General features: G+C 65.3%; 13 protein-coding genes. 7 read left to right on the forward strand and 6 right to left on the reverse strand.

Going from position 1 to position 22,997, the window contains the following annotated elements; genetic code table 11:
* Genes treS through treY form a run of 5 tightly spaced genes read left to right on the forward strand, consistent with a single transcriptional unit; the run spans position 1 to position 12,052 of the window.
* Positions 1-3,294 carry a maltose alpha-D-glucosyltransferase gene (gene treS / locus X268_RS25335; protein WP_128927452.1) on the forward strand — a complete coding sequence of 1,098 codons (3,294 nt, stop codon included), beginning with the start codon at positions 1-3 and terminating at the stop codon, positions 3,292-3,294.
* Positions 3,287-5,434, forward strand: coding sequence for a 1,4-alpha-glucan branching protein GlgB (gene glgB, locus X268_RS25340; RefSeq protein ID WP_128927453.1), 2,148 nt, complete (start codon positions 3,287-3,289; stop codon positions 5,432-5,434). The genes treS and glgB overlap by 8 nt, the downstream gene beginning before the upstream one ends.
* 3 nt (positions 5,435-5,437) lie before the next feature.
* Positions 5,438-7,516 (forward strand): glycogen debranching protein GlgX, encoded by a 2,079-nt coding sequence (gene glgX / locus X268_RS25345; protein ID WP_128927454.1) that lies wholly within the window; start codon positions 5,438-5,440, stop codon positions 7,514-7,516.
* Entirely contained in the window at positions 7,513-9,264 is a 1,752-nt protein-coding gene (gene treZ / locus X268_RS25350) for a malto-oligosyltrehalose trehalohydrolase (protein WP_128927455.1), read from the forward strand. Before glgX ends, treZ begins: the two co-directional genes overlap by 4 nt.
* Before the next feature lies 1 nt (position 9,265).
* Positions 9,266-12,052, forward strand: coding sequence for a malto-oligosyltrehalose synthase (gene treY / locus X268_RS25355; protein ID WP_128927456.1), 2,787 nt, complete (start codon positions 9,266-9,268; stop codon positions 12,050-12,052).
* 6 nt (positions 12,053-12,058) lie between these two features.
* Here the strand turns inward: treY and X268_RS25360 are convergent, their stop codons facing one another.
* Positions 12,059-12,376 (reverse strand): polyhydroxyalkanoic acid system family protein, encoded by a 318-nt coding sequence (locus X268_RS25360; protein WP_128927457.1) that lies wholly within the window; start codon positions 12,374-12,376, stop codon positions 12,059-12,061.
* 182 nt (positions 12,377-12,558) lie between these two features.
* Here X268_RS25360 and X268_RS25365 point away from each other — a divergent pair, with 182 nt between their 5' ends.
* Positions 12,559-12,723: a DUF3309 family protein gene (locus X268_RS25365; RefSeq protein WP_018318514.1), complete on the forward strand. Its 165-nt coding sequence runs from the start codon at positions 12,559-12,561 to the stop codon at positions 12,721-12,723.
* A 132-nt stretch (positions 12,724-12,855) separates the two neighbouring features.
* Here the strand turns inward: X268_RS25365 and ligD are convergent, their stop codons facing one another.
* On the reverse strand, positions 12,856-15,525 hold the full coding sequence (gene ligD, locus X268_RS25370; RefSeq protein ID WP_128927458.1) for a DNA ligase D: 2,670 nt from the start codon (positions 15,523-15,525) through the stop codon (positions 12,856-12,858).
* A gap of 116 nt (positions 15,526-15,641) precedes the next feature.
* Between ligD and ku the strand changes: the two genes are divergently transcribed.
* Positions 15,642-16,526, forward strand: a complete 885-nt coding sequence (ku, locus tag X268_RS25375) for a non-homologous end joining protein Ku (protein WP_128927459.1) — start codon at positions 15,642-15,644, stop codon at positions 16,524-16,526.
* Positions 16,527-16,648: 122 nt separating this feature from the next.
* Here ku and X268_RS25380 read toward each other — a convergent pair whose 3' ends face one another.
* The 4 genes from X268_RS25380 to kdpB form a co-directional block, all read right to left on the reverse strand.
* Positions 16,649-17,338, reverse strand: coding sequence for a response regulator (locus X268_RS25380; RefSeq protein ID WP_128927460.1), 690 nt, complete (start codon positions 17,336-17,338; stop codon positions 16,649-16,651).
* Entirely contained in the window at positions 17,335-20,058 is a 2,724-nt protein-coding gene (locus tag X268_RS25385; RefSeq protein ID WP_128927461.1) for a sensor histidine kinase, read from the reverse strand. Before X268_RS25385 ends, X268_RS25380 begins: the two co-directional genes overlap by 4 nt.
* A gap of 40 nt (positions 20,059-20,098) precedes the next feature.
* Complete coding sequence (locus X268_RS25390; protein WP_128927462.1) at positions 20,099-20,704, reverse strand: K(+)-transporting ATPase subunit C; 606 nt, start codon at positions 20,702-20,704, stop codon at positions 20,099-20,101.
* Between the two features lie 155 nt (positions 20,705-20,859).
* Complete coding sequence (kdpB, locus tag X268_RS25395) at positions 20,860-22,974, reverse strand: potassium-transporting ATPase subunit KdpB (protein WP_128927463.1); 2,115 nt, start codon at positions 22,972-22,974, stop codon at positions 20,860-20,862.
* Positions 22,975-22,997 lie beyond the last annotated feature (23 nt).

The raw sequence follows: 22,997 nt of genomic DNA on the forward strand, positions 1-22,997 counted from the left end.
ATGAACGTTTTGTCTTCCGTCGACACCAAGAAGGCCGAGGCTGCCGAGATCGTGGATGAGCTCTGGTACAAGGACGCCATCATCTACCAGCTCCACGTCAAGGCCTTCGCCGACAGCAACCATGACGGCATCGGCGACTTCGCCGGACTGACCGAGAAGCTGCCTTATCTGCAGGAGCTCGGCGTCACCGCGCTGTGGCTGCTGCCGTTCTATCCCTCGCCCGGCCGCGACGACGGCTACGACATCGCCGACTACGGCTCGGTCAATCCCGATTTCGGGACGATGAAGGACTTCAAGCGCTTCATCCAGGAAGCACAGCGCCGCGGCTTGCGCGTCATCACCGAGCTCGTCGTCAACCATACCTCGGACCAGCACAAATGGTTCAAGCGCGCGCGCCGCAGCCATCCCGGCTCCAGCGCGCGCAACTGGTATGTCTGGAGCGACACCGACCAGAAATACCAGGGCACGCGCATCATCTTCACCGACACGGAGAAGTCGAACTGGACCTGGGACCCGGAGGCCGGTGCGTTCTACTGGCACCGCTTCTTCTCGCATCAGCCTGATCTCAACTTCGACAATCCGCGCGTGGTGAGCGCCATCATCCAGGTGATGAAGCGCTGGCTGGACGCCGGTGTCGACGGTTTCCGGCTGGATGCGATTCCCTATCTGTGCGAGCGCGAGGGCACCTCGAACGAGAACCTTCCCGAGACGCATGCGATCATCAAGCGGCTGCGGCAGGAGCTCGACGCCTACTCCAAGGGCAAGCTGTTGCTCGCCGAGGCCAATCAATGGCCGGAGGACGTGCAGGAATATTTCGGCCGGGGCGACGAGTGCCACATGGCCTATCACTTCCCGCTGATGCCGCGCATCTACATGGCGATCGCGCAGGAGGACCGCTTCCCGATCACCGACATCCTGCGCCAGACGCCGGACATTCCGGCGAGCTGCCAGTGGGCGCTGTTCCTGCGCAACCACGATGAGCTGACGCTGGAAATGGTCACCGACGTCGAGCGCGACTATCTCTGGACCACCTACGCCAACGACCCGCGCGCCCGCATCAATGTCGGCATCCGCAGGCGCCTTGCGCCGCTGATGGACAACGACCGGCGCAAGATCGAATTGATGAACTCACTGCTGCTGTCCTTCCCCGGCACGCCGATCATCTATTACGGCGACGAGATCGGGATGGGCGACAACATCTATCTCGGCGACCGCAACGGCGTGCGCACGCCGATGCAGTGGAGCCCGGACCGTAACGGCGGCTTCTCGCGCTGCGATCCGGCGCGGCTCTACGCGCCGCTGATCATGGATCCGGTCTATGGCTATGAGTCGGTCAACGTGGAGGCGCAGTCGCGCAGCCTGTCGTCGTTGCTCAGCGCCACCAAGCGGCTGATCTCGGTCCGCAAGTCGACACTCGCCTTTGGCCGCGGCACCATGACCTTCATCCGCCCGGCCAATCGCGCCGTGCTGGCCTATGTCCGACAGTATCGCGACGAGGTGATCCTCTGCGTCGCCAATTTGTCGCGCGCCGCGCAAGCCACCGAGCTCGACCTGTCGCCCTGGAAGGACCGCATCCCGCAGGAGATGCTTGGCCGCACCCGCTTCCCGGCGATCGGCGAATTGCCCTACATGATCACGCTGGGGCCTTACGGCTTCTACTGGTTCCAGCTTCAGGAGCGCGACAAGTCCGAGCCGGTGGCGCCGCGCGCGGTGCCGGAGTTCGAAACCCTGGTCGTGCCGGTGAATTCGAACTGGGTGTCGCTCGCTCGCGAGCGGGGCGTGTTCGAGCGCGACGTGCTGCCGGGATTCCTGTCGCGGACGCGATGGTATCCCGAGCACAATCCCAAGCATATCAAGACCGCGCTGACCTCGGCGGTGCCGTTCTGCGACATCGGCGACAACCGGCCCTGGATCGCGTTCTTCGAGAACAAGCAAGGAGAGGCCGCGACACGTTACGTGCTGCCGCTGCAGATCGAGTGGGTACGCTTCGACCGCGAGCGCTTCAATCCGAAAGCGCTCGCCGCCGTGCGCCAGGGCGCACGCGAAGGCACGCTGCTCGACGTCGCGACCGAGCAGATCTTCATCGGCCTGTTCCTGCGCAATCTGTCGCAGAACCTGGTGGTGGCAGAGAACGCCCTTCGGCTTGAATTCAAGGCGCCCAGCCGGTTCGCCGATTACACCATCAAGGAGCCCGAGCGCATCCGCGCGATCGAGCAGACGAACAGCACCGCGCTGGTCGACAACCAGTACGTCGCCAAGCTCTATCGCCAGCTCGAAAGCGGCGTCAGCCCCGAGATCGAGATCGGCCATTATCTCACCGAGGTCGCGCGCTTCGCCAACACCCCCGCGCTGCTCGGCAGCGTCGAGCTGGTCGAGGGCGAGCAGCGCAGCACGCTCGGCGTGCTGCATGCCTTCGTCGAGAACCAGGGCGACGGCTGGACGGTAACCACGGGGTATCTCGATCGTTACATCGACGAGCAGCGCGTGTTGCCGGCCAAGGAGATGCCGCGCGAGACTCAGGAGCAGGCGCCCTATCTGCATTTCATCGCGCAGATCGGCCGCAGGCTCGCCGAGCTGCACGTTGCTCTCGCCGCGGCCAAGTCCGACGATCTCGCCCCGGTGCCGATCGATTCTGCCCAGATCAAGGCCTTGGCGTCCGACCTCAAAGCGCGTGCCGAGCGGGTCCTCGGCCGGCTGGCCGACAGCCGCGACGGGCTGCGGGAGGCGGACCGGCCCCTGATCGACCGGCTCATTGCGGTGCGTGCGAGCCTGTTCGACTGCCTGAATGCGCTATTGCCTTCCGGGATCGGGGGGGTGAACATCCGTCATCATGGCGACTTCCGCCTTGGGCAAACTCTGATCGTGAAGGACGACATCTTCATCATCGATTTCGACGGCGACCCGCGCCGGCCCCTGGCCGACAGGCGGCGCAAGGCGCCCGCCGCGCGCGACGTCGCCGGCCTGATCCGCTCGATCGATGCTTCGGTCACCGCGGCACTGAGCCGCGCGGTCACGGGCGCTTCCGACGAGCAGGGCCGGATCGCGGCCGCGCTCGACGAATGGCGCGAGCGAGCCACCACCGTCTTCCTGTCCACCTATCGCGAAGCCATGACCGATCGGCGGCTGTGGCCGGAGCACCGGCAATCCGCGGAAGGCCTGTTAAGGTTTTTCATGCTTGATCAGGCCTTCGATGAGTTGGAGTACGAGCTGTCCCACCGGCCTGAGGGGCTCCATGCGCCGCTGACCGGACTGCTTCGCATTCTGTCCAGTACCGAGAGCGAAGCCCATGCCTAAACTGCCTGCCGAGGCCTATGCGATCATCGAAGGCCGCCATTCGGACCCCTTCCACTATCTCGGACTCCATGCCGAGGGCGGCAGAAGCGTGGTGCGCGCGTTCCTGCCCGAGGCCTCCAATGTCGAGGCGGTCGGCGAACATGGCGAGGTCGCATCGCTCGACCGGGTGCACGACGCCGGACTGTTCATCGGCGCGCTGCCCAACGGCTCCAGGCACTACCAGCTACGCGCAAAATTCGGCAACAGCGTCGTCGAGTTCGAGGACGCCTACCGCTTTCCGCCGATCCTGACGGATTTCGACCTGTATCTGCTCGGCGAGGGCACCCACCAGCGCCTCTACGACAAGCTCGGCGCCCATCCGATGCGGCTCGAGGGCATCGACGGCATCGGCTTCGTGGTGCTGGCGCCGAATGCACGCCGCGTTTCGGTGGTCGGCGATTTCAATTTCTGGGACGGACGGCGCCATCCGATGCGGGTGCGCGGCGCCGGGTATTGGGAATTGTTCATTCCGCATGCAAAGTCCGGCGATCACTACAAGTTCGAGATCATCGGCCCCCACGGCCATCTGCTGCCGCTGAAATCCGATCCGCTGGCGTTTGCGAGCGAGGTCCGACCGAAGACGGCCTCCATCGTGTTCGACGAAGCGCAGCTGCCGCGTCCGCGCCCGGCGCCCGACGGCATCAACGCCCTGTCGGCGCCGATGTCGATCTACGAGGTCCATCTGGGCTCGTGGCGGCGCAAGGACAACAATGAATGGCTGACCTATCGCGAGCTCGCCGAGCAGCTGCCGGCCTATGCCCGCGACATGGGCTTCACCCATCTCGAATTCCTGCCCGTCAGCGAGCACCCGTTCGACGGCTCCTGGGGCTATCAGCCAACTGGGCTCTACGCGCCGACGAGCCGCTTCGGGACCCCGGAGGATTTCGCCGCGCTGGTCGATGCCTGTCACCGCGAAGGCATCGGCGTGCTGCTCGACTGGGTGCCGGGTCACTTCCCCGACGATCCGCACGGGCTCGGCAGTTTCGACGGCACAGCGCTTTATGAACATGCCAACCCGCTCCAGGGCCGCCACCTCGACTGGGGCACGTTGATCTACAATTACGGCCGTACCGAAGTGACGAACTTCCTGGTGTCGAACGCGCTGTTCTGGATGGACCGCTATGCCATCGACGGGCTGCGCGTCGATGCCGTCGCGTCCATGCTCTATCTCGACTACAGCCGGCCACCCGGCGCGTGGATACCGAACCAGTATGGCGGCCGCGAAAACATCGAGGCGATCAACTTCCTGCGCCGCTTCAACACCGAGGTCTTCGCGCGCTTCCCGCAGGCGACCACGGCGGCCGAGGAGTCCACCGCCTGGCCGCAGGTCTCGCGGCCGGTCGAATTCGGCGGGCTCGGCTTCGGCTACAAGTGGAACATGGGCTGGATGCACGACACGCTGAACTACATCAGCAAGGATCCGATCCACCGCAAGTACCATCACGGCGAGATCCTGTTCGGCCTGCACTACGCGTTCTCGGAGAACTTCATCCTGCCGCTGTCTCACGACGAAGTCGTCCACGGCAAGCGCTCGATCCTCGGCCGCATGCCTGGCGACGAGTGGCAGCGCTTTGCGAACCTGCGCGCCTATTACAGCTTCATGTTCGGTCACCCCGGCAAGAAGCTCTTGTTCATGGGCGCCGAGATCGCGCAGAGCAGCGAGTGGAATCACGACCAGTCGCTCGACTGGCACCTGCTCGAATACAAGCACCATTCCGGCATCCAGGCGCTGATCCGGGACCTCAACCGGCTCTATCGCGCGGTGCCGGCGCTGCACCAGATGGACTGCGACCAGGCCGGTTTCGAATGGCTGATCACGGACGACGCCAACCGCAACCTGTTCGCCTGGCTGCGCAAGGGCTTCGACGAGCACGCGCGCTGTCTCGTCATCGTCAACTTCTCTCCCAACGTCTATCGCAACTACGGCGTCCGCGTTCCCTTTGCCGGCAAATGGAAGGAAGTGTTCAATTCGGACTCCGGCCATTATGGCGGCAGCAATGTCGGGAACATCGGCGAGGGCCAAGCCGTTGAAGGCAAGGCGCCCGAGCTCCGCCTCACCATTCCGCCGCTCGCCGCGATCTTCCTCGTTCCGGAAAGCTGACACATGCGCCTGACTGCTGGATCGCCCGCACGCCTCGGCGCAAGCTGGGACGGACGCGGCACCAATTTCGCGCTGTTCTCCGCCAACGCACAGAAGGTCGAGCTCTGCCTGTTCGACGCTCAGGGCCGCCGCGAGCTCGAACGCATCGAGCTGCCCGAGCGGACCGAGGACGTCTGGCACGGCTATCTCAACGACGTCTCGCCCGGCCAGCTGTACGGCTATCGCGTCCACGGCCCTTACGAGCCCGAGCATGGTCACCGCTTCAATGCCAACAAGCTGCTGCTCGATCCCTACGCCAAGCGGCTCGCCGGGCGTCTGGTCTGGAGTGATGCGCACTTTGCCTACCGCACCGGCTCGGCCCGCGAGGATCTGTCCTTCGACCGTCGCGACAATGCGCGCGGCATGCCCAAGGCCGTCGTGGTCGACGAGACCTTCAACTGGGGCCGCCGCGAGATCCGTCCCAACATCCCCTGGGAAGACACGATCATCTACGAAGCCCACGTCAAGGGCCTGACGCAGAAGCGCGACGACGTGTCGCCGAACTTGCGCGGCACCTATGGCGGCCTCTCCTCGCCGGCGATGATCGAGCATCTTAAGACGCTCGGCGTCACCACGATCGAGCTGCTGCCGGTGCACAGCTTCGTCGACGACCGCATCCTGGTGGAGAAAAGGCTTGTCAATTATTGGGGCTACAACACGCTGTCCTTCTTCGCCCCCGAGCCGCGCTACGCCCAGGACAATGCGCTCGACTCCTTCCGCACCACGGTGGCGCGCCTGCACGATGCCGGCATCGAGGTGATGCTCGACGTCGTCTACAATCACACAGCGGAGGGCAACCATCTCGGTCCGACCCTATGCTATCGCGGCATCGACAACGCCTCCTATTACTGGCTGAACCGCGAGAACCCGCGCTATTACGACGACTTCACCGGCTGCGGCTCCTCCGTCAACCTCACCCATCCACGCGTGCTGCAGATGGTGATGGATTCACTGCGCTACTGGGTCGAGGTCTGCCACGTCGACGGCTTCCGCTTCGACCTCGCCACCACGCTGGCGCGTGGGCCGAACGGCTTTGATCGCGGCATCTCGTTCCTGACCGCGATCCGGCAGGATCCGGTGCTGGCGACCGTCAAGCTCGTCGCGGAGCCCTGGGATCTCGGCCTCGGCGGCTATCAGGTCGGCGCGTTCCCCTCGCAATGGTCGGAATGGAACGATCGCTATCGCAGCGCGATGCGCCGCTACTGGAGCGGCGAAGGCAGCCTGATCGGCGACATCTCCAGCCGCATGACGGCGTCCTCCGACCTGTTCAACCACGACGGACGGCGGCCGCGCGCCAGCATCAACCACATCACCGTCCACGACGGCTTCACGCTCGCCGACCTCTTCAGCTACAACGAGAAGCACAACGAGGCCAACGGCGAGGACAACCGCGACGGCTCCAACGACAATCACAGCAACAATTGCGGTGTCGAGGGGCCGACCGACGATCCCCAGATCATCGGCCTGCGTCGCCAGCTTCGCAAGAACGTGCTGGCCTGTCTGATGCTGGCGCAGGGCGTTCCGCTGATCCTCGCCGGCGACGAGGTCGGCAACTCGCAATCCGGCAACAACAACGCCTATTGCCAGGACAACGAGATCGGCTGGGGCGGCTGGGGCAAGCTGGGCAAGGACGGCGACGACATGGTCGATTTCGTCGGCCATCTCGCCGACATCCGCCGCCGGTTCTCGCAGCTTCGCAGCCACCGCTGGCTCGACGGACGGCCTGCGGACGGCCTCTCCTATGGCGCGCTGTGGCTGACGCCCGCCGGCGACGAGATGACGGAAAGCGACTGGAAGTTTCCCGAAGGGCGGTTCCTGTCCTATGTGATGGGACCGATGGAACCGGGCAGCGCCGCGATCTTTATCGTATTGAACGCGGCCCCCGAAGAGATCGCATTCAAATTGCCCAAGATGACCGAATACAAGAGCTGGCAGCAGATCCTGAACACGACCGATGCCAAGCTGAATACGATCGACTTCCCGCCCGGAAGCGACAGCAAGGCGCCGCCGCGCTCCGTGCTCGCCTTCGCGGGGGCGCTATGAGGCCATCCTTCGGGGCCAAGCCGACGAAGGACGGCGTATCGTTCCGCCTGTGGGCACCGGCCGCGCGCCGTGTCGACCTCCTGCTCGATCGAAGGCACGCGATGCAGCGCCGGCAGGATGGCTGGTACGTGGCCGAGATTGCCGGCCTCACCGCCGGCAGCCCCTACAAATTCAGGATCGACGACGAGATCGACGTGCCCGATCCGGCCTCGGCTTTCCAGCCCGACGACGTGTTCGGCCCGAGCGAGGTGATCGATCACGACGCCTTCGTGTGGCGCGCGCGCGATTGGCGCGGCCGCCCGTGGGAAGAGACGGTGCTGATCGAAACCCATGTCGGCACCTTCACCTCGAACGGCACCTACCGCGCCATGATCGACAAGCTCGATCATCTTGCCGCAACCGGCATCACCGCGCTGGAGCTGATGCCGCTGGCCGATTTCGCAGGACACCGCGGCTGGGGCTATGACGGCGTACTCTGGTATGCGCCCGACAGCGTCTATGGCCGCCCCGAAGACCTCAAGGCGCTGATCGACGAGGCCCATCTGCGCGGGCTGATGGTGTTCCTCGACGTCGTCTATAATCATTTCGGGCCGGAGGGAAATTACCTCGGCCGCTATGCGCCGAGCTTCTTCACCGACGCACATACGCCCTGGGGCAGCACGATCGATTATCGCGTGCCGCAGGTGCGGGCGTTCGCGGTCGAGAACGCGCTGTCATGGCTCAGCGACTACCGTTTCGACGGCCTGCGGCTGGATGCCGCCAATCACATCATGGCGGTCCCCGGCGATCAGTCGATGCTCCAGGACCTCAGCGTCGCCGCCGGAGAGCTCGCCAAGGCCACGGGGCGGCACATCCATCTCGTGCTGGAGAATGGCGACAATCGCGCCAGCCTGCTCGACGCCGCGCAGGAGCCGCCGAACGGCAGATATCGTGCACAGTGGAACGACGATTATCACCACGTCTGGCACGTGATGCTGACCGGCGAGCTCGCCGGTTACTACGCGGATTATCAAACGCCGCGCCTCGATCTGGCGCGGGCGCTGGCCTCCGGCTTCGTCTATCAGGGCGAGGTTTCGGAGTTCTGGGGCAAGAAACCGCGCGGCGAGCCGAGCGGCGAGCTGCCGCCTTCGACCTTCGTCAATTTCCTGCAAAATCACGACCAGATCGGCAACCGTCCGCTCGGCGACCGGCTCGAAAGCCTGGCGTCGCCGCAGCAGATCGAGGCGGCGCTCGCGGTGACCCTGCTGGCGCCGATGGTGCCGATGCTGTTTCAGGGCGAGGAGTGGGGCTCGACGGTGCCCTTCCCATTCTTCTGCGATTTCCAGGGCGGACTCGCCGACGCCGTCCGCAAGGGACGCAGGCAGGAATATGCCTGGGCCTACGAGAAATACGGCGACGAGGTGCCCGACCCGCTCGATCCGGCCACGCTGCAATCGGCCGTGCTCGACTGGACCGGCCGCGCGCCGCAGCAGGAGGCGCGGCTCGCGCTGGTCCGGGAGCTGCTGGCGATCCGAGCTAAGGAGATCATGCCGCGGCTGAAAGGTGCGCGCTTCGGCGAGGCCGAGGCGGCGGACGATGGCCTGCTCACCGCGCATTGGCTGATGGGCGACGGCACGGCGCTGCGCCTCGTTGCCAATCTCTCGGACCACGAGATCACATCCAATATCAGCGCGGGCACGCCAATCTGGGGCGGCGAGACCGGCGACCGGCTTCCGCCCTGGTCGGTGGTCTGGCGCCTCGGAGGTTAGGATGCCTCCCACCATTCCACTTGCGACCTACCGGCTCCAGCTCACCGCGGATTTCGACTTCGACAAGGCCACCGCGGTCGTGCCTTACCTCAAGGCGCTGGGGATCACGCATCTCTACGCCTCGCCGGTGATGAAGGCGCGCAAGGGCTCGACCCACGGCTACGACACCGTCGATCACGGCCAGTTCAATCCCGAGCTCGGCGGCGAAGCCGGCTTCGCCCGCCTGAGCGAGGCTCTCAGGCAGCACGACCTCGGCCTGATCATCGATTTCGTGCCCAACCATGTCGGCGTGCATTTTGCCGACAATCCCTGGTGGCTGGACGTGCTGGAATGGGGCCAGGCCTCGCCGCACGCGGTCTCCTTCGACATCGACTGGGACCTGCTGCCCTACCGCGCCCGCGGCGGCGTGCTGCTGCCGATCCTGGGCGCATCCTATGGCGAGGCGCTCGAGCGCGGCGAGATCGAGCTGCGCTACGACCCGGATCAGGGAAGTTTTTCCGCCTGGTATTTCGAGCATCGGCTTCCGATCGCGCCGGAGCGCTATGGCGAGATGCTGCGGATGATCGTCAAGGAGGCGGACGCGGCGGAAACGGAGCCCGGCCAACGCCTGCTCGCACTTGCGGCGCGCTACACCGGATTGCGCCGGCCCAACCGCAAGGAAGCTCCCGCCTTCAAATCCGAGCTTAGGGAGATCGCCGGCGCAGCCGACCTCATCGCGCGAGGTCTTGCTGCCTATCGCGCTGGCAAGGATCGCCCTGCGCAGACGCTGGCGCTGCATCATCTGCTCGAGCGGCAGCATTACAAGCTCGGCCATTGGCGGCTCGCCTCCAGTGATATCAACTACCGCCGCTTCTTCGACGTCAACGGCCTCGCGGGCCTGCGCGTCGAGGACGCGAGCACCTTTGCTGCCACGCACCGGCTGGTGAAGCAGCTCATCGCCGCCGGCAAGCTGCAAGGCATCCGTCTCGATCACATCGACGGCCTGCGCGACCCCGCACAATATTGCCAGCGGCTGCGCCGCCTGGTGCGCGACGCGCAAGGCAACACGAAGCCGTTCTACACCGTGATCGAGAAGATCCTGTGCGAGCACGAGCGCCTGCCGCACTTCGCCGGCGTTCAGGGCACCACCGGCTATGAATGGATGAACGTGATGACGCAGGTGCTGGTCGACACCAAGGGGCTGGAGGCGCTGGACGAGACCTGGCGGCAGATCAGCAACCGGCCGCCGCGGCTTGCACCTTACGTCAAGGACGCCAAGAGGCGCGTGCTGGAGACGCTGCTCACCAGCGAATTCACCGTGCTGACGCAACTGCTCGCGCGCATCGCCAACGGCCACTACTCGACCCGGGACTTCTCCGCCGACAGCCTGCGGCAGGCGCTGGAACTCTACGTGCTGCATTTCCCGGTCTACCGCACCTATCTGACCAACAGCGGACCGACGGCCGCCGACCGCAAGCTGATCGACGACACCATCGCGCGCGCGCGCGCGGAATGGTTCGCTGCCGACGAAGGCATCTTCGATTTCCTGCGCGACGCCCTGACCATGGACCTGCTCAAGCCCGGCCGCCCTCCGCACAGCGCCCCGCGCGTGCGCCGCTTCGCGCTGAAGGTGCAGCAATTCACCGGGCCGATGATGGCGAAGTCGCTGGAGGATACTGCGTTCTATCAATTCCACCGGCTGCTCGCCCTGAACGAGGTCGGCGGCGATCCCGCCAGCGCCGGCCTCGCGATCTCCGCCTTCCACGAGACCATGCAGGCCCGCGCCAGGGAATGGCCGCTGGGAATGACGGCGACCGCCACGCATGACACCAAACGCGGCGAGGATGCCCGGGCGCGCATCGCGGCGCTCAGCGAAATTCCCGGCGAATGGACCAGCGCGGTTTCGCGCTGGAAGGTGTTGAACGCGCCGCACCTCGCGCTGCAGGGCAATTTCCGCGCACCGTCGGCGACATTCGAATACATGCTCTACCAGACGCTGCTCGGTGCCTGGCCGCTGGGGGACACGATCGATGCCGGCTTCGTCGAGCGCATCCAGGCCTACGCGCTGAAGGCCGCGCGCGAAGGCAAGGAGGAGACCAGCTGGCTCAATCCGCACGAGGCGTATGAAGACGGCATCAGGGGTTTCGTCGACAAGATCCTCGACCCCGCACTGTCAGGCGAATTCCGGGAGGCGCTGCAAACGCTGGCGCACCGCGTCGCACTGCTCGGCATGTTGAACTCGCTGAGCCAGCTCACCCTCAAGGCGACGCTGCCCGGCGTGCCGGACTTCTACCAGGGCACCGAGTTCTGGGACCTGTCGCTGGTCGACCCCGACAACCGCCGCCCGGTCGATTTTGCCGCACGTCATACCGCGCTGAGCGCGCTGGAGGATCCGGATTGGACCGGCCTGATCAGGAGCTGGCCTGACGGACAGATCAAGCTGGCATGGACCCGGCGTCTTCTCAAGCTTCGCAATCAGCTCGCCGACGTCTTCGCGCAAGGCGACTACCAGCCGCTTCCGGTGCACGGCCCACATGCCGACCATGTCATCGCCTTCGCCCGTCGCCATGGCCGCAACGCGGCCATCGTCGTGGTCGGGCGTCACTTCGCGCCGTTCACGCAAGCGGGCCGGGAATGGCCCGCGCCGGAGCGCTTTGACGCGGCCATCGATCTGACCGGTTACATCGCGCCCGGCCTTGCCGGTGGTGAATTGCCGCTCGCGCAGGCGTTGCGGGATTTTCCCGCTTTTGTCATCGAAGCCCGCATGGCAAGCGCGATCAGACCCCCGCGGCCGCGCGTACGCGCATGAAATGGTTCATTTCCCCGCGTCCTTGGTCAGCAGCAACTGCCCGCGCTTCCTGATCGTGGCCTGCGCCATCTCGGCAAAGCGCTGCAACAGCCAGGGCAGCACCACCTCGACCCGGACTTGATCATCGCCGACGTCGACCTGGCCGCTCGCGATCTGTCCGAGCGCGCGAATGCGAAAGGCCATGCTGTCGCCGGTCCAGCGCTCCTCCTCGACCTGCATCACGGGAATGCTGGCCGCCGCGCGGCCAAGTCCTGTCTTGAGCCGGCGCACCGCCTCCTCGCGGCCGAGACGGTGCGGAATTGAAACGACAAGCGGTGCTGACATGGCCCTGCCCCGTGGTGATTGATCCTCACATAATCATGCCGGCGGAAACGGCAAATGTTCCATGCAAGCTCATCTGCAACCGCTGTTTCCTTCGCCGGAACTTTAAAACCTGCGGCAAGTTGCCCTCGCACCACGGGACAGGTGCAAACGACCCTTCCGACGAAGGGCTGGAGGAGATTCGCATGTCAATCGGTACGATCATTCTGATCATTCTGGTCATCGCCCTGCTAGGCGGCTTCAGCGGCATTGGCGGCGGCCCGTTCTATGGCACCGGCTATTACGGCGGCGGCGGCCTCGGGCTTGTCATCGTCATCCTACTGATCCTGTTGTTGATGGGTAGGATCTAGCGACACAGCAGGGATTTCGCAGGGTGGGCAAAGGCGCTCTTGCGCCATGCCCACCTTGCTCACCGTTACGAAAAGGAGCGTGGGCACGCTCCGCTTTGCCCACCCTACGGCAATTCTCCCTGTAGCAGAGACCTACTTCACCTTCCCCGCCAGCTTCTTCATCGCGGCCTTGATCGATGTAGCCGCATCGTCATAGCCCTCCCAGGCCTTGGACCGCGCTAACAGGCCCGGCACCGTCCGCAGCGTGTATTTCTTCGGATCGAGATCGTTCTTCACCTGCGCCCAGGTCAGCGGCATCGACACCGTGGCACCGGCGCGCGCCCGCGGCGACAACGGCGCCACCGCCGTCGACATGCGGTCGTTGCGGAGATAGTCGAGGAAGATTTTTCCGTTGCGCAGCTTCTTCGACATGTTGAGCAGGTAGCGTTCCGGATCGTCATCGGCCATCCACTGACAAACGCCTTGCGCAAATGCCTTGGCCTCCTTCCAGCTCACCTTGTCGCGCGCGCCGTGGCGCAGCGGCACCACGACGTGCAGCCCCTTGCCGCCCGTGGTCTTGCAGAAGCTGTCCATGCCGATGTCGGGGAGCCGCTGCCGCATCTCCTTGGCGGCTTCGACCACGTCGGCGAATTCGACGTCGGGCGCGGGATCGAGATCGAACACCAGCCGACCCGGCGTGTCATAGGCATAGGGTGCGCAATTCCAGGGATGCAGCTCGACGCCGCCGATCTGCGCAACAGCCGCGAGCCCTTCGATCCGGTCGATCTGCAAGTACGGCTTGCGATCGCCGGAGACCCTCGCGAGCTCCAGAAGGTTCGACGTCCCCTGCATGGCATGGCGCTGGAAGAAGCATTCGCCCTTGATGCCGTCAGGCGCGCGGATCAGCGAGCATGGCCGGCCCTTGAGGTGCACGATCATCCATTCGCCAACGGCTTCGAGATAGCGGGCCAGGTCCAGCTTGGTGATGACGCCACCATCGCCGTCGTCGGGCCACAGCTCCTTGTCCGGCTTGGAGATGACGACACCCATCACTTCAGCGGTGCCGGCGTCCTTCGATCGCCTGGCCGTCTTCACGGCGCGCTTGCCAGCCGTGGGCTCGGCGAGCTCGGTGTCGGCGGGTGTCTCCGCCTGGACCTCCTCGGCAGGCTTGTCCTGCCGCAGGCCCTTGAACGCGGCCTGGCGGATATTGCCGTCGGCGGTGAAGCCGGCGAACTCGATCTCGGCGACGAGCTCCGGCTTCAGCCAGTGCACCTCGCGGGTCTTCTTTGGCGCGTTCTTGCCGCCGAAGGGACTTTCCTTGGCGGCCATCGCCTTCAGCGACGGCATGATGCGCTTGACCTTGTCAGCGCCGAAGCCGGTACCGACCATGCCGACGAAGACGAGATGATCGCCGCGCTGCACGCCGGCCATCAGGGAGCGGAATTTTCCATTGGTGGTCTTGTAGCCGCCGATCACCACTTCGTGGCCAGCGCGGCATTTCGACTTGACCCAGCTCTCGGTGCGACCGGAGCGATACGGCGCATCCAGCTTCTTCGACACCACGCCTTCCAGCTCGAGCTTGCAGGCCGATTGCAGTACGGCATCGCCGCCGCTCTCGAAATGCTCGACATAGCGGATCTGGCTCGATTTCCGCTTGCGGGCCTCCAGCAGCTTCTTCAGGCGCGCCTTGCGTTCGCCAAGCGGCAGCCGGCGGTAGTCCTGTCCTTCGGCGAACAGCAGGTCGAAGGCGAAGAAGATCAGCTCGCTGGTCTTGCCGTCCGACAGCGCGGCCTGAAGCGAGGAGAAGTTCGGCGCACCATTATGGTCGAGCGCCACGATCTCGCCGTCGATCATGACGTCCGAAAGCGACGCCGCTTCCTTCGCGATCGCCGCGAACTTCTCGGTCCAGTCGAGGCCCTTTCGCGTCTTCAGCGTCGCCTCGCCGTTCTCGACACGGAGCTGCACCCGGTAGCCGTCGAACTTGATCTCGTGGCACCAACCCTCGCCGGCCGGCGGCCGCTCGACCAGCGTACAGAGCTGCGGTGCCACGAAGTCCGGCATCTCCGACACCTTCCTGGCATTCGTCGCGGTCGTCGCCTTCTTCCTCGCCGACTTGACGGCCTTCAAGGCCGTTCGCGGCGCCGGCTTGACGGTGCGCCCTTTCGCTTCCTCCACGCGGTTCGATTGCCAGACAGCATCGGCCTTGCCCTTGGCACCCTTCGCCAGCATGAACGGCTTGGGCGCGCGGCCCTTGCCTTCGGCGATCTGCTCCATGGCGCGGCCGGAGGCGACCGACCTGTCCTGGTCGAGGATGTCGTTGTCCTTGCCCTCGCGGACATATTCGTCGCGATGCTTGATCAGCAGCCAGTTGGTTCGCTTTTCGCCGCCGCGGTTGCGCATGCGCACCAGCACCCAGCTCCCCTGCAGCTTGTCGCCATGCAGGGTGAACTTCAGATCGCCCTTCTTGAAGCCGGCTTCTGGATCGTCCGACTCCCAGGTGCCGCGGTCCCACAGCATCACCGTGCCGCCGCCATACTGGCCTTCCGGAATCGTGCCTTCGAAATCGCCATAGTCGAGCGGGTGGTCCTCCACCTCGACCGCCAGGCGCTTGTCGTGCGGATCGAGCGAAGGCCCTTTCGTCACGGCCCAGGACTTGAACACGCCGTCGAACTCGAGCCGGAGGTCGTAGTGCAACCGGCTCGCATCGTGCTTCTGGATCACGAAGCGCCGCTGCTTCGATGGCGCGACTGCTGTCTTGCCCGATGGCTCCGGCGTCTTCTCGAAGTCGCGTTTCTGTCGGTAAGTGGAGAGTTTCTGCAGCACGACCGGTCCCGCTTCTCTTTCAGCATTGAGCCTATCACGGCCAAAGTCCCGTCCGGAACCAAAACCCTGTGGGATGGTTGGGGTTCCAAAACGTCTTGAAAACGCTGGAGAATGGAATGGCCCCGCGCGCCTACTGGAAGGGAACGTTGAAGCTGTCGTTGGTCAGCTGTCCGGTCGTGCTGTATCCGGCGACCACGGCGGCCGAGAAGACGCGGTTTCACCTGATCAACCGCGAGACCGGCAACCGGCTCAAGCAGCAGATGATCGATTCGGAGACCGGCGACGTTGTCGAGAGCGACCAGAAGGGCCGCGGCTACGAGTTACGGAAGGGCAAATATGTCGAGATCGAGCCGGAAGAGCTCGAGGCGGTCCAGATCGAAAGCAACCACACCATCGACATCGAAAGCTTCGTGCCAAGCGAGGAGATCGACCAGCGCTACCTCAGCCATCCCTATTACATCGCGCCCGACGGCAAGGCCGCGGTCGACGCCTTCGCGGTGATCCGCGACGCCATGAAGGACCAGGAGCGCGTGGCGCTCGCCAAGATCGTGCTCACGAACCGCGAGCACGTCATGGCGATCGAGCCGCTCGGCAAGGGTCTGCTCGGCACCACGCTGCGCTTCCCCTACGAGCTGCGCGACGAGGACCAGTTTTTCGGCGACATCAAGAGCCCGAAGATCACCAAGGACATGGTCGAGCTCGCCGGCCACATCCTCCACAGCAAGGCCTCGCATTTCGATCCGGGCAAGTTCAAGGACGAGTACGAGGATGCGCTGAAGGCGCTGGTGAAGCGCAAGGCCAGCGGCAAGAAGATCGAGCTGCCCGAGCGCGAGGAACGGCCGAGCAACGTCGTCAGCCTGATGGATGCGCTGAAGCAGAGCCTGAAGGGCCGCGGCGGCAAGAAGACGGCGGCAAAGTCGCACGCGCGCCGTGCGCCCGGGCGGCGGCAAGCCGCGCGGAAGACGCACCGGGCCGCGACGAGGCATCGGAAGGCGGGTTAGCAACCGCACCGTCATTCCGGGCGCTCGAAGAGGCGAACCCGGAATCTATCGTGTCGAGCGCGATGCGCGGAGAAATGGATTCCGGGCTCGCGCTGACGCGGGCCCCGGAATGACAGCTGGAATCATTCCCCCGCCTTCAGCCGGTACCCGATCCCGGTCTCCGTCAGCACATATTGCGGCCGCTCCGGATCGGCTTCGATCTTCTGGCGGAGCTGGCGGACATAGACGCGCAAATATTGCGCATCGGTCAGCTCGTCCCAGAGCTCCTTGAGCAGGAAGCGGTGGGTCAGCACCTTGCCGGCGTGCTGCACCAGCACGCGCAAGAGATCGTATTCCTTCGGCGACAGCTTCACGTCCCGCTCGCCGACCTTGACGATGCGACGGACGAGATCGACCGAGAGATCGCCGGTGCGGAACACCGGACGCTCGCCCTTGACCTGGAGCTGGTGGCGCAGTGCGGCGCGCAGGCGGGCCAGCAACTCGTCCATGCCGAACGGCTTCGTCAGATAGTCATCGGCGCCGAGATCCAGTGCCTGGACCTTGCCGGCCTCGTCGCCGCGGCTCGACAGCACCACGATCGGCACGGCTTCGTTGCGGGCACGGATGGTGCGCAGCAGCTCATGGCCCTGTATGTCGGGCAGACCGAGATCGAGGATGATCAACGCCGGATGCTCCTCAAGCTTCTCCAGCGCGGTCTTGCCGCTCGACGCTTCCAGGATTTCGTAGCCTTGCGTCGTGAGCCCCATCCGCAGCAATTTGCGGATCGGCGGCTCGTCGTCGATGACCAGCACCTTGATCGGGGCAGCACTCATGCGGCGGTATCCAATGCGTGGGTCTCTGCCGGAACGGGAAGACGGATGGTGAGGACGGCGCCGCTGCGGTCGCTGCGGTTGGCGGCCGAGATCGTGCCGCGCATCGCCTCGACGAAGCCGCGTGAGATGGCAAGCCCGAGCCCGGTGCCGGGCCGGACGTGATCGCCCTTCTGCACGCGATAGAACTTGTCGAACACGCTCTCGAGCTCGTCGGGCGGAATGCCGCCGCCTTCGTCGGCGACCTCCAGCACGACCTGATCGCGCTCGCGCCTGCTCTTGATCGAAATCGTGGTGTCCGGCGGCGAGTATTTCGCCGCATTGTCCAGCAGGTTGAACAGCACCTGCTCGAACAGGACGGCATCGAGCTGGAGCATCGGCAGATCGGCCGCCAGCACCAGCTCGACCTTGTGGGCGGTCAGGATCTTGCTCGCGCGGCGGAGCGCGCTGCCGACGATCTCGCCGAGATCGTGCAATGCCGTATTGGGCACGATCGCGCCGGATTCGAGCTTGGTCATGTCGAGCAGGTTGGCGATGAAGCGGTTGAGCCGCTCGGATTCGTCGATCACGGTGGCGAGCAGGTCGCGCTTCTCGGTGTCGGAGAGGGCTCCGGCGAGATCGCGCATGGTCGAGGCCGCGCCCAGCACCGAGGCGAGCGGCGTCTTGAGGTCATGCGAGATCGAGGTCAGGAGCGCCGCGCGCAAGCGCTCGGATTCGACGGTGCGCTTGACGCGGTCCATGTCCTCGACAAGCAGCACGCGCTCGATCGCAAGCGCCCCCTGGTCGACCAGCGCGTCGAGCAGGCGACGCTGGTCCGGCGTCAGCAGCGGCCCGGTGCGGTCGTTGTCGATGCCGATCACACCGATCGAACCCCGCCCGGTCCGCATCGGCAGGAACAGCCGTTTCGCACCCGGCAGCGTGTCGGAGCCGCGGCCTGCGGGGCGGTCGTTGCTCCAGGCCCAGTTGGCCGCGGCGAGGTCAGCCTGGTCGAGCTCGTCCTCCGGCGGATAGCCGGATTTGACCATGAGCAGGCCTTCCTCCGGCAGCAGCAGCACCACGCGAACCTTGAGCATCAGTGCGATCTGATAGGCGGTCGCCCACAGCACGTCGTCGAGCGTGGCCGTGCCGGCCAGCTTGCGGCTGAAGGCGTAGAGCTGCTCGTTCATCCGGATCCGGCCGATCGCCGCATCCGCCTGTGTGCGCACGCGCGCCGCGACATTGGACACGATCATCGCCACCACCATGAACAGGACGAAAGCGGCAACGTTGGTCGGATCGGTGATCGTGAAGGTGTAGATCGGCGGCAGGAAGAAGAAATTGTAGCAAAGCGAGGCCGTGACGGTGGCGAGCAAGGAGGGCCACAATCCGTACCGCACCGCGACCGCGACCACGGCCGTGAGCAGCACGAGGTCGACGTTCTCGATGCCGAACCTCGGCTGAAGCAGCTCCGCCGCGCCGAGACCGACCAGCACGATGCCGAGCGCCTTGAGATAGGGCAGCGGATTGAACGGCTCGGATCGTGCCGCGGTCTGCACCGCCGCTTTGGGCGCCACGCCTCCGGACAGCTCGTCGCCAGGGATGACGTGAACGCTGATATTGCCCGCGCGGCGCACCAGATCATGCACCACCGAGCCGCGCGTCATCTCGAACCAGCGCGAGCGGGTCGACTTGCCGATCACGATCTGGGTGACGTTGTTACCATGGGCGAAGTTGACGACGTCGTCCGCGATGCGGCGGCCGACGGCGGGAATGGTCAGGGCCTCGCCACCCAGCGACTCCGCGAGCCGCAGCGTATCGGCCAGCCGATCGCGCTCCTCGTCGGACAATTGCAGCGATCGCCGGGTCTCGATCGAGATCGCGGTGAAGGGCGCATGCAGCCGGTCGGCCAGCCGCTTGGTATAGCGCACCAGGCCTGCAGCACGCGGATCCTCGCTGACGCACACCAGGATGCGCTCGCCCGCGGCCCACGGGCCGGCAATGGCATTGGCCTGCATGTGGTTGAGCAGCTGCTCGTCGACCCGCTCGGCCGTCCGCCGCAGCGCGAGCTCGCGCAGCGCGGTCAGATTGCCCGGCGAGAAATAGTGCTCCAGCGCACGCTCGGCCTGCCTGGGGACATAGACCTTGCCCTCCTTCAAACGCTGGATCAGATCGTCGGGCGTGAGGTCGATCAGCTCGATCGCGTCGGCGCGGTCGAACACGGAGTCGGGGACCGTCTCGCGCACGCGAACATGGGTGATCTGCGCGACGACGTCGTTCAGGCTCTCGATGTGCTGGATGTTGACGGCGGTGTAGACGTCGATGCCGTGCGACAGCAGCTCCTCGACGTCGAGATAGCGCTTGGGATGGCGACTGCCGACCGCATTGGTATGGGCGAGCTCGTCGACCAGCGCGATCTGCGGCCGGCGTGCGATCACGGCGTCGAGATCCAGCTCTTCGACGATCTGGCCGCGGTAATCGAGCCGCTTGCGCGGCACCACTTCCAGCCCCCGCACCAGGGCCTCGGTCTCGGCCCGGCCATGGGTCTCGACGAAGCCGACCACGACGTCGACGCCGGCCTTGCGCTTGGCGTGGGCGCTTTGCAGCATCTCGTAGGTCTTGCCGACGCCGGGAGCGGCGCCGACGAAGATCTTCAGCCTACCGCTTGCGCTCTCCTCCCGGCGCGCTGCTTCCAGCAGTGCCTCGGGAGAGGGACGTTGTTCGGAATCGCGGCGCTCTCGGACCATGTTTCCAATATAATCATCCGCACGCCGCGAGCCTAGACCGCTACCTGGCGGCGGCGCGGTCGAGCGCGAGGTTCAGCGCCAGAACGTTAACCCGGGGTTCGCCGAGCACGCCGAGAAGGCGGCCTTCGGTGTTGGCGGTCACAAGCTGCTTGACCTGCTCTTCCTGCATATTCCGCGCCTTCGCGACGCGCGGCACCTGGAATTGCGCGGCTTCCGGCGAGATATCTGGATCGAGCCCGCTCGCCGAGGTGGTGACCAGATCGACCGGCACCGCCGCGTTCGGGTTCTCCGCCTTCAGCTTGTCCACATCTTCCTTCAGCCGGTCGGCCAGCGCCTTGCTGGTCGGCCCCAGATTGGAGCCGCCCGAATTGGCGGCATTGTAGGGCGCCGACACCGTCTTGCTCGAATCGTTCGGGTCAGGCGCAACCGTCGCCGAGGGACGGCCGTGGAAGTATTTGTCGTCCTTGAATTCCTGTCCAATCAGGGCGGAGCCGACGACCTTGCCGTCCTTCTCGATCAGGCTGCCTTCGGCGCGCGCGGGAAACAGCGCGCCGGCGATGGCGGTCATCGCCAGCGGATAGGCAAGGCCGGTGATGGCGGTGAGCGCCAGCAGGAGGACGATGGCGGGGCGGATTTCTCTGAGCATGTTACGTCTCCAGATATTTCGTCGTTGCGAGTGGAGCATCTCTCCTGTCGTTCCGGGGCGATGCAAAGCATCGAACCCGGAACCTCTAGATTCCGGGTTCGCCTCTTCGAGGCGCCCCGGAATGACGGTGAAAATCGCTCCTCTCGATGACGGGATTAGGCCAAGTGTAAGGCGGTGACGGCGAGGTCGATCGCCTTGATGCCAATGAAGGGAACGACGATGCCGCCGAGCCCGTAGACCAGGAGGTTGCGGCGGAGCAGCGCGCCGGCGCCGACTGCGCGATAGGCGACGCCCTTCAGCGCCAGCGGAATCAACGCGATGATGATCAGCGCGTTGAAGATGATCGCCGACAGGATGGCGCTCTGCGGGCTCGACAGGTTCATGACGTTGAGCACGTTGAGCTGCGGGTAGAACGCCAGGAACATCGCCGGGATGATCGCGAAATACTTGGCGACGTCGTTGGCGATCGAGAACGTCGTCAGCGCGCCGCGCGTCATCAAGAGCTGCTTGCCGATCTCGACCACCTCGATCAGCTTGGTCGGGTTGGAATCAAGGTCGACCATGTTGCCGGCCTCGCGAGCAGCCTGCGTGCCGGTGTTCATGGCGACGCCGACATCGGCCTGCGCGAGCGCCGGTGCGTCGTTGGTGCCGTCGCCGCACATAGCCACCAGCTTGCCCTTGGCCTGCTCGTCGCGGATCAGCTTCAGCTTGTCCTCGGGCGTTGCCTGAGCCAGGAAATCGTCGACGCCGGCTTCGGCCGCAATTGCGGCGGCTGTCATCGGGTTGTCGCCGGTGATCATGATGGTGCGGATGCCCATGCGGCGCAGCTCCGCGAAGCGCTCGCGGATGCCGCCCTTGACGATGTCCTTGAGCTGGACGACGCCGAGCAGCTTGCCGTCCCGGGCGACTGCCAGCGGCGTACCGCCGGCCTTCGATATCTCGTCGGCAATGGCCTGGATCTCGCGGCCGAGTTCGGACAATGCGGCAGGCTGCATCGCCCGCACCGTGTTGCCGGACGCGACGGCGGTGGGAGCGCCTCCGCCGATATAGTTCAGCATGGCATCGACTGCACCCTTGCGCACCGACGAGCCGCCGGCGTCGACGCCGCTCATGCGCGTCTGCGCCGTGAACGGGATGAAGGTGGCGCCGAGCTCGGCCATGTCGCGGCCGCGGAGGCCGTATTTCTCCTTGGCCAGCACGACGATGGAACGGCCTTCCGGGGTCTCGTCGGCGAGCGAGGCAAGCTGGGCCGCGTCCGCCAGTTCCTGCTCGGTCACGCCGCGGACGGGACGGAACGCGGTCGCCTGCCGGTTGCCGAGCGTGATGGTGCCGGTCTTGTCCAGCAGCAGCGTGTCGACGTCGCCGGCCGCCTCGACCGCGCGGCCGGACATCGCCAGCACGTTGAAGCGCACGAGGCGGTCCATGCCGGCGATGCCGATGGCCGACAGCAGCGCACCGATGGTGGTCGGGATCAGTGTCACGAACAGCGCGACCAGCACGATCACCGAGATCGAGCCGCCGGCATAGGCCGCATAGCTCGGAATCGTGACGGTCGCGAACACGAAGATGATGGTAAGGCCGGCAAGCAGGATGTTGAGCGCGATCTCGTTCGGCGTCTTCTGCCGCTCGGCGCCCTCGACCAGCTTGATCATGCGGTCGATGAAGGTCGAGCCTTGCGCCGCGGTGATGCGCACGCGGATCCAGTCCGACAGCACCTGCGTGCCGCCGGTCACCGCGGAGCGATCGCCGCCGGATTCGCGGATGACGGGGGCGGATTCGCCGGTGATGGCGGCTTCGTTGACGGAGGCGACGCCCTCGATCACTTCGCCGTCGGACGGAATGGTGTCGCCGGCTTCGACCAGCACGATGTCGCCGACTTTCAGAGCCGTGCCCGGCACCAGCTTGAACGTGTGGTCTGAGCCGGTCAGGAGCTTGGCCTGGCTCTCAGTGCGAGTCTTGCGCAGCGAGTCGGCCTGCGCCTTGCCGCGGCCTTCGGCCACGGCCTCAGCGAAATTGGCAAACAGCACCGTGAACCAGAGCCACAGGATGATCTGGAAGGTGAAGCCGAGATTGGCGCCGCCGGTGGCGAGGTCACGCAGGAAGATCACGGTGGTGAGGGCCGCCACGACCTCGACCACGAACATCACGGGGTTCTTCACCATCAGCCGCGGATCGAGCTTGGAGAAGGAGGCGCGGATTGCGGGGACCACGATCTTGGGATCGAGCATCGCCGACATCGGGGCACGTTTTTGCAGTTTCATCGCATCCATGGAGGTCACTCCAAACAATCAGA

The organism is Bradyrhizobium guangxiense, assembly GCF_004114915.1.
Taxonomy (GTDB): domain Bacteria; phylum Pseudomonadota; class Alphaproteobacteria; order Rhizobiales; family Xanthobacteraceae; genus Bradyrhizobium; species Bradyrhizobium guangxiense.

Coding starts and splice junctions, on each gene's coding strand:
- kdpB (WP_128927463.1), bottom strand. CDS start 22,974: ATGGATGCGATGAAACTGCAAAAACGTGCCCCGATGTCGGCGATGCTC.
- ku (WP_128927459.1), top strand. CDS start 15,642: ATGGCCCCGCGCGCCTACTGGAAGGGAACGTTGAAGCTGTCGTTGGTC.
- treZ (WP_128927455.1), top strand. CDS start 7,513: ATGAGGCCATCCTTCGGGGCCAAGCCGACGAAGGACGGCGTATCGTTC.
- treS (WP_128927452.1), top strand. CDS start 1: ATGAACGTTTTGTCTTCCGTCGACACCAAGAAGGCCGAGGCTGCCGAG.
- glgB (WP_128927453.1), top strand. CDS start 3,287: ATGCCTAAACTGCCTGCCGAGGCCTATGCGATCATCGAAGGCCGCCAT.
- X268_RS25365 (WP_018318514.1), top strand. CDS start 12,559: ATGTCAATCGGTACGATCATTCTGATCATTCTGGTCATCGCCCTGCTA.
- X268_RS25360 (WP_128927457.1), bottom strand. CDS start 12,376: ATGTCAGCACCGCTTGTCGTTTCAATTCCGCACCGTCTCGGCCGCGAG.
- X268_RS25390 (WP_128927462.1), bottom strand. CDS start 20,704: ATGCTCAGAGAAATCCGCCCCGCCATCGTCCTCCTGCTGGCGCTCACC.
- X268_RS25380 (WP_128927460.1), bottom strand. CDS start 17,338: ATGAGTGCTGCCCCGATCAAGGTGCTGGTCATCGACGACGAGCCGCCG.
- X268_RS25385 (WP_128927461.1), bottom strand. CDS start 20,058: ATGGTCCGAGAGCGCCGCGATTCCGAACAACGTCCCTCTCCCGAGGCA.
- glgX (WP_128927454.1), top strand. CDS start 5,438: ATGCGCCTGACTGCTGGATCGCCCGCACGCCTCGGCGCAAGCTGGGAC.
- treY (WP_128927456.1), top strand. CDS start 9,266: ATGCCTCCCACCATTCCACTTGCGACCTACCGGCTCCAGCTCACCGCG.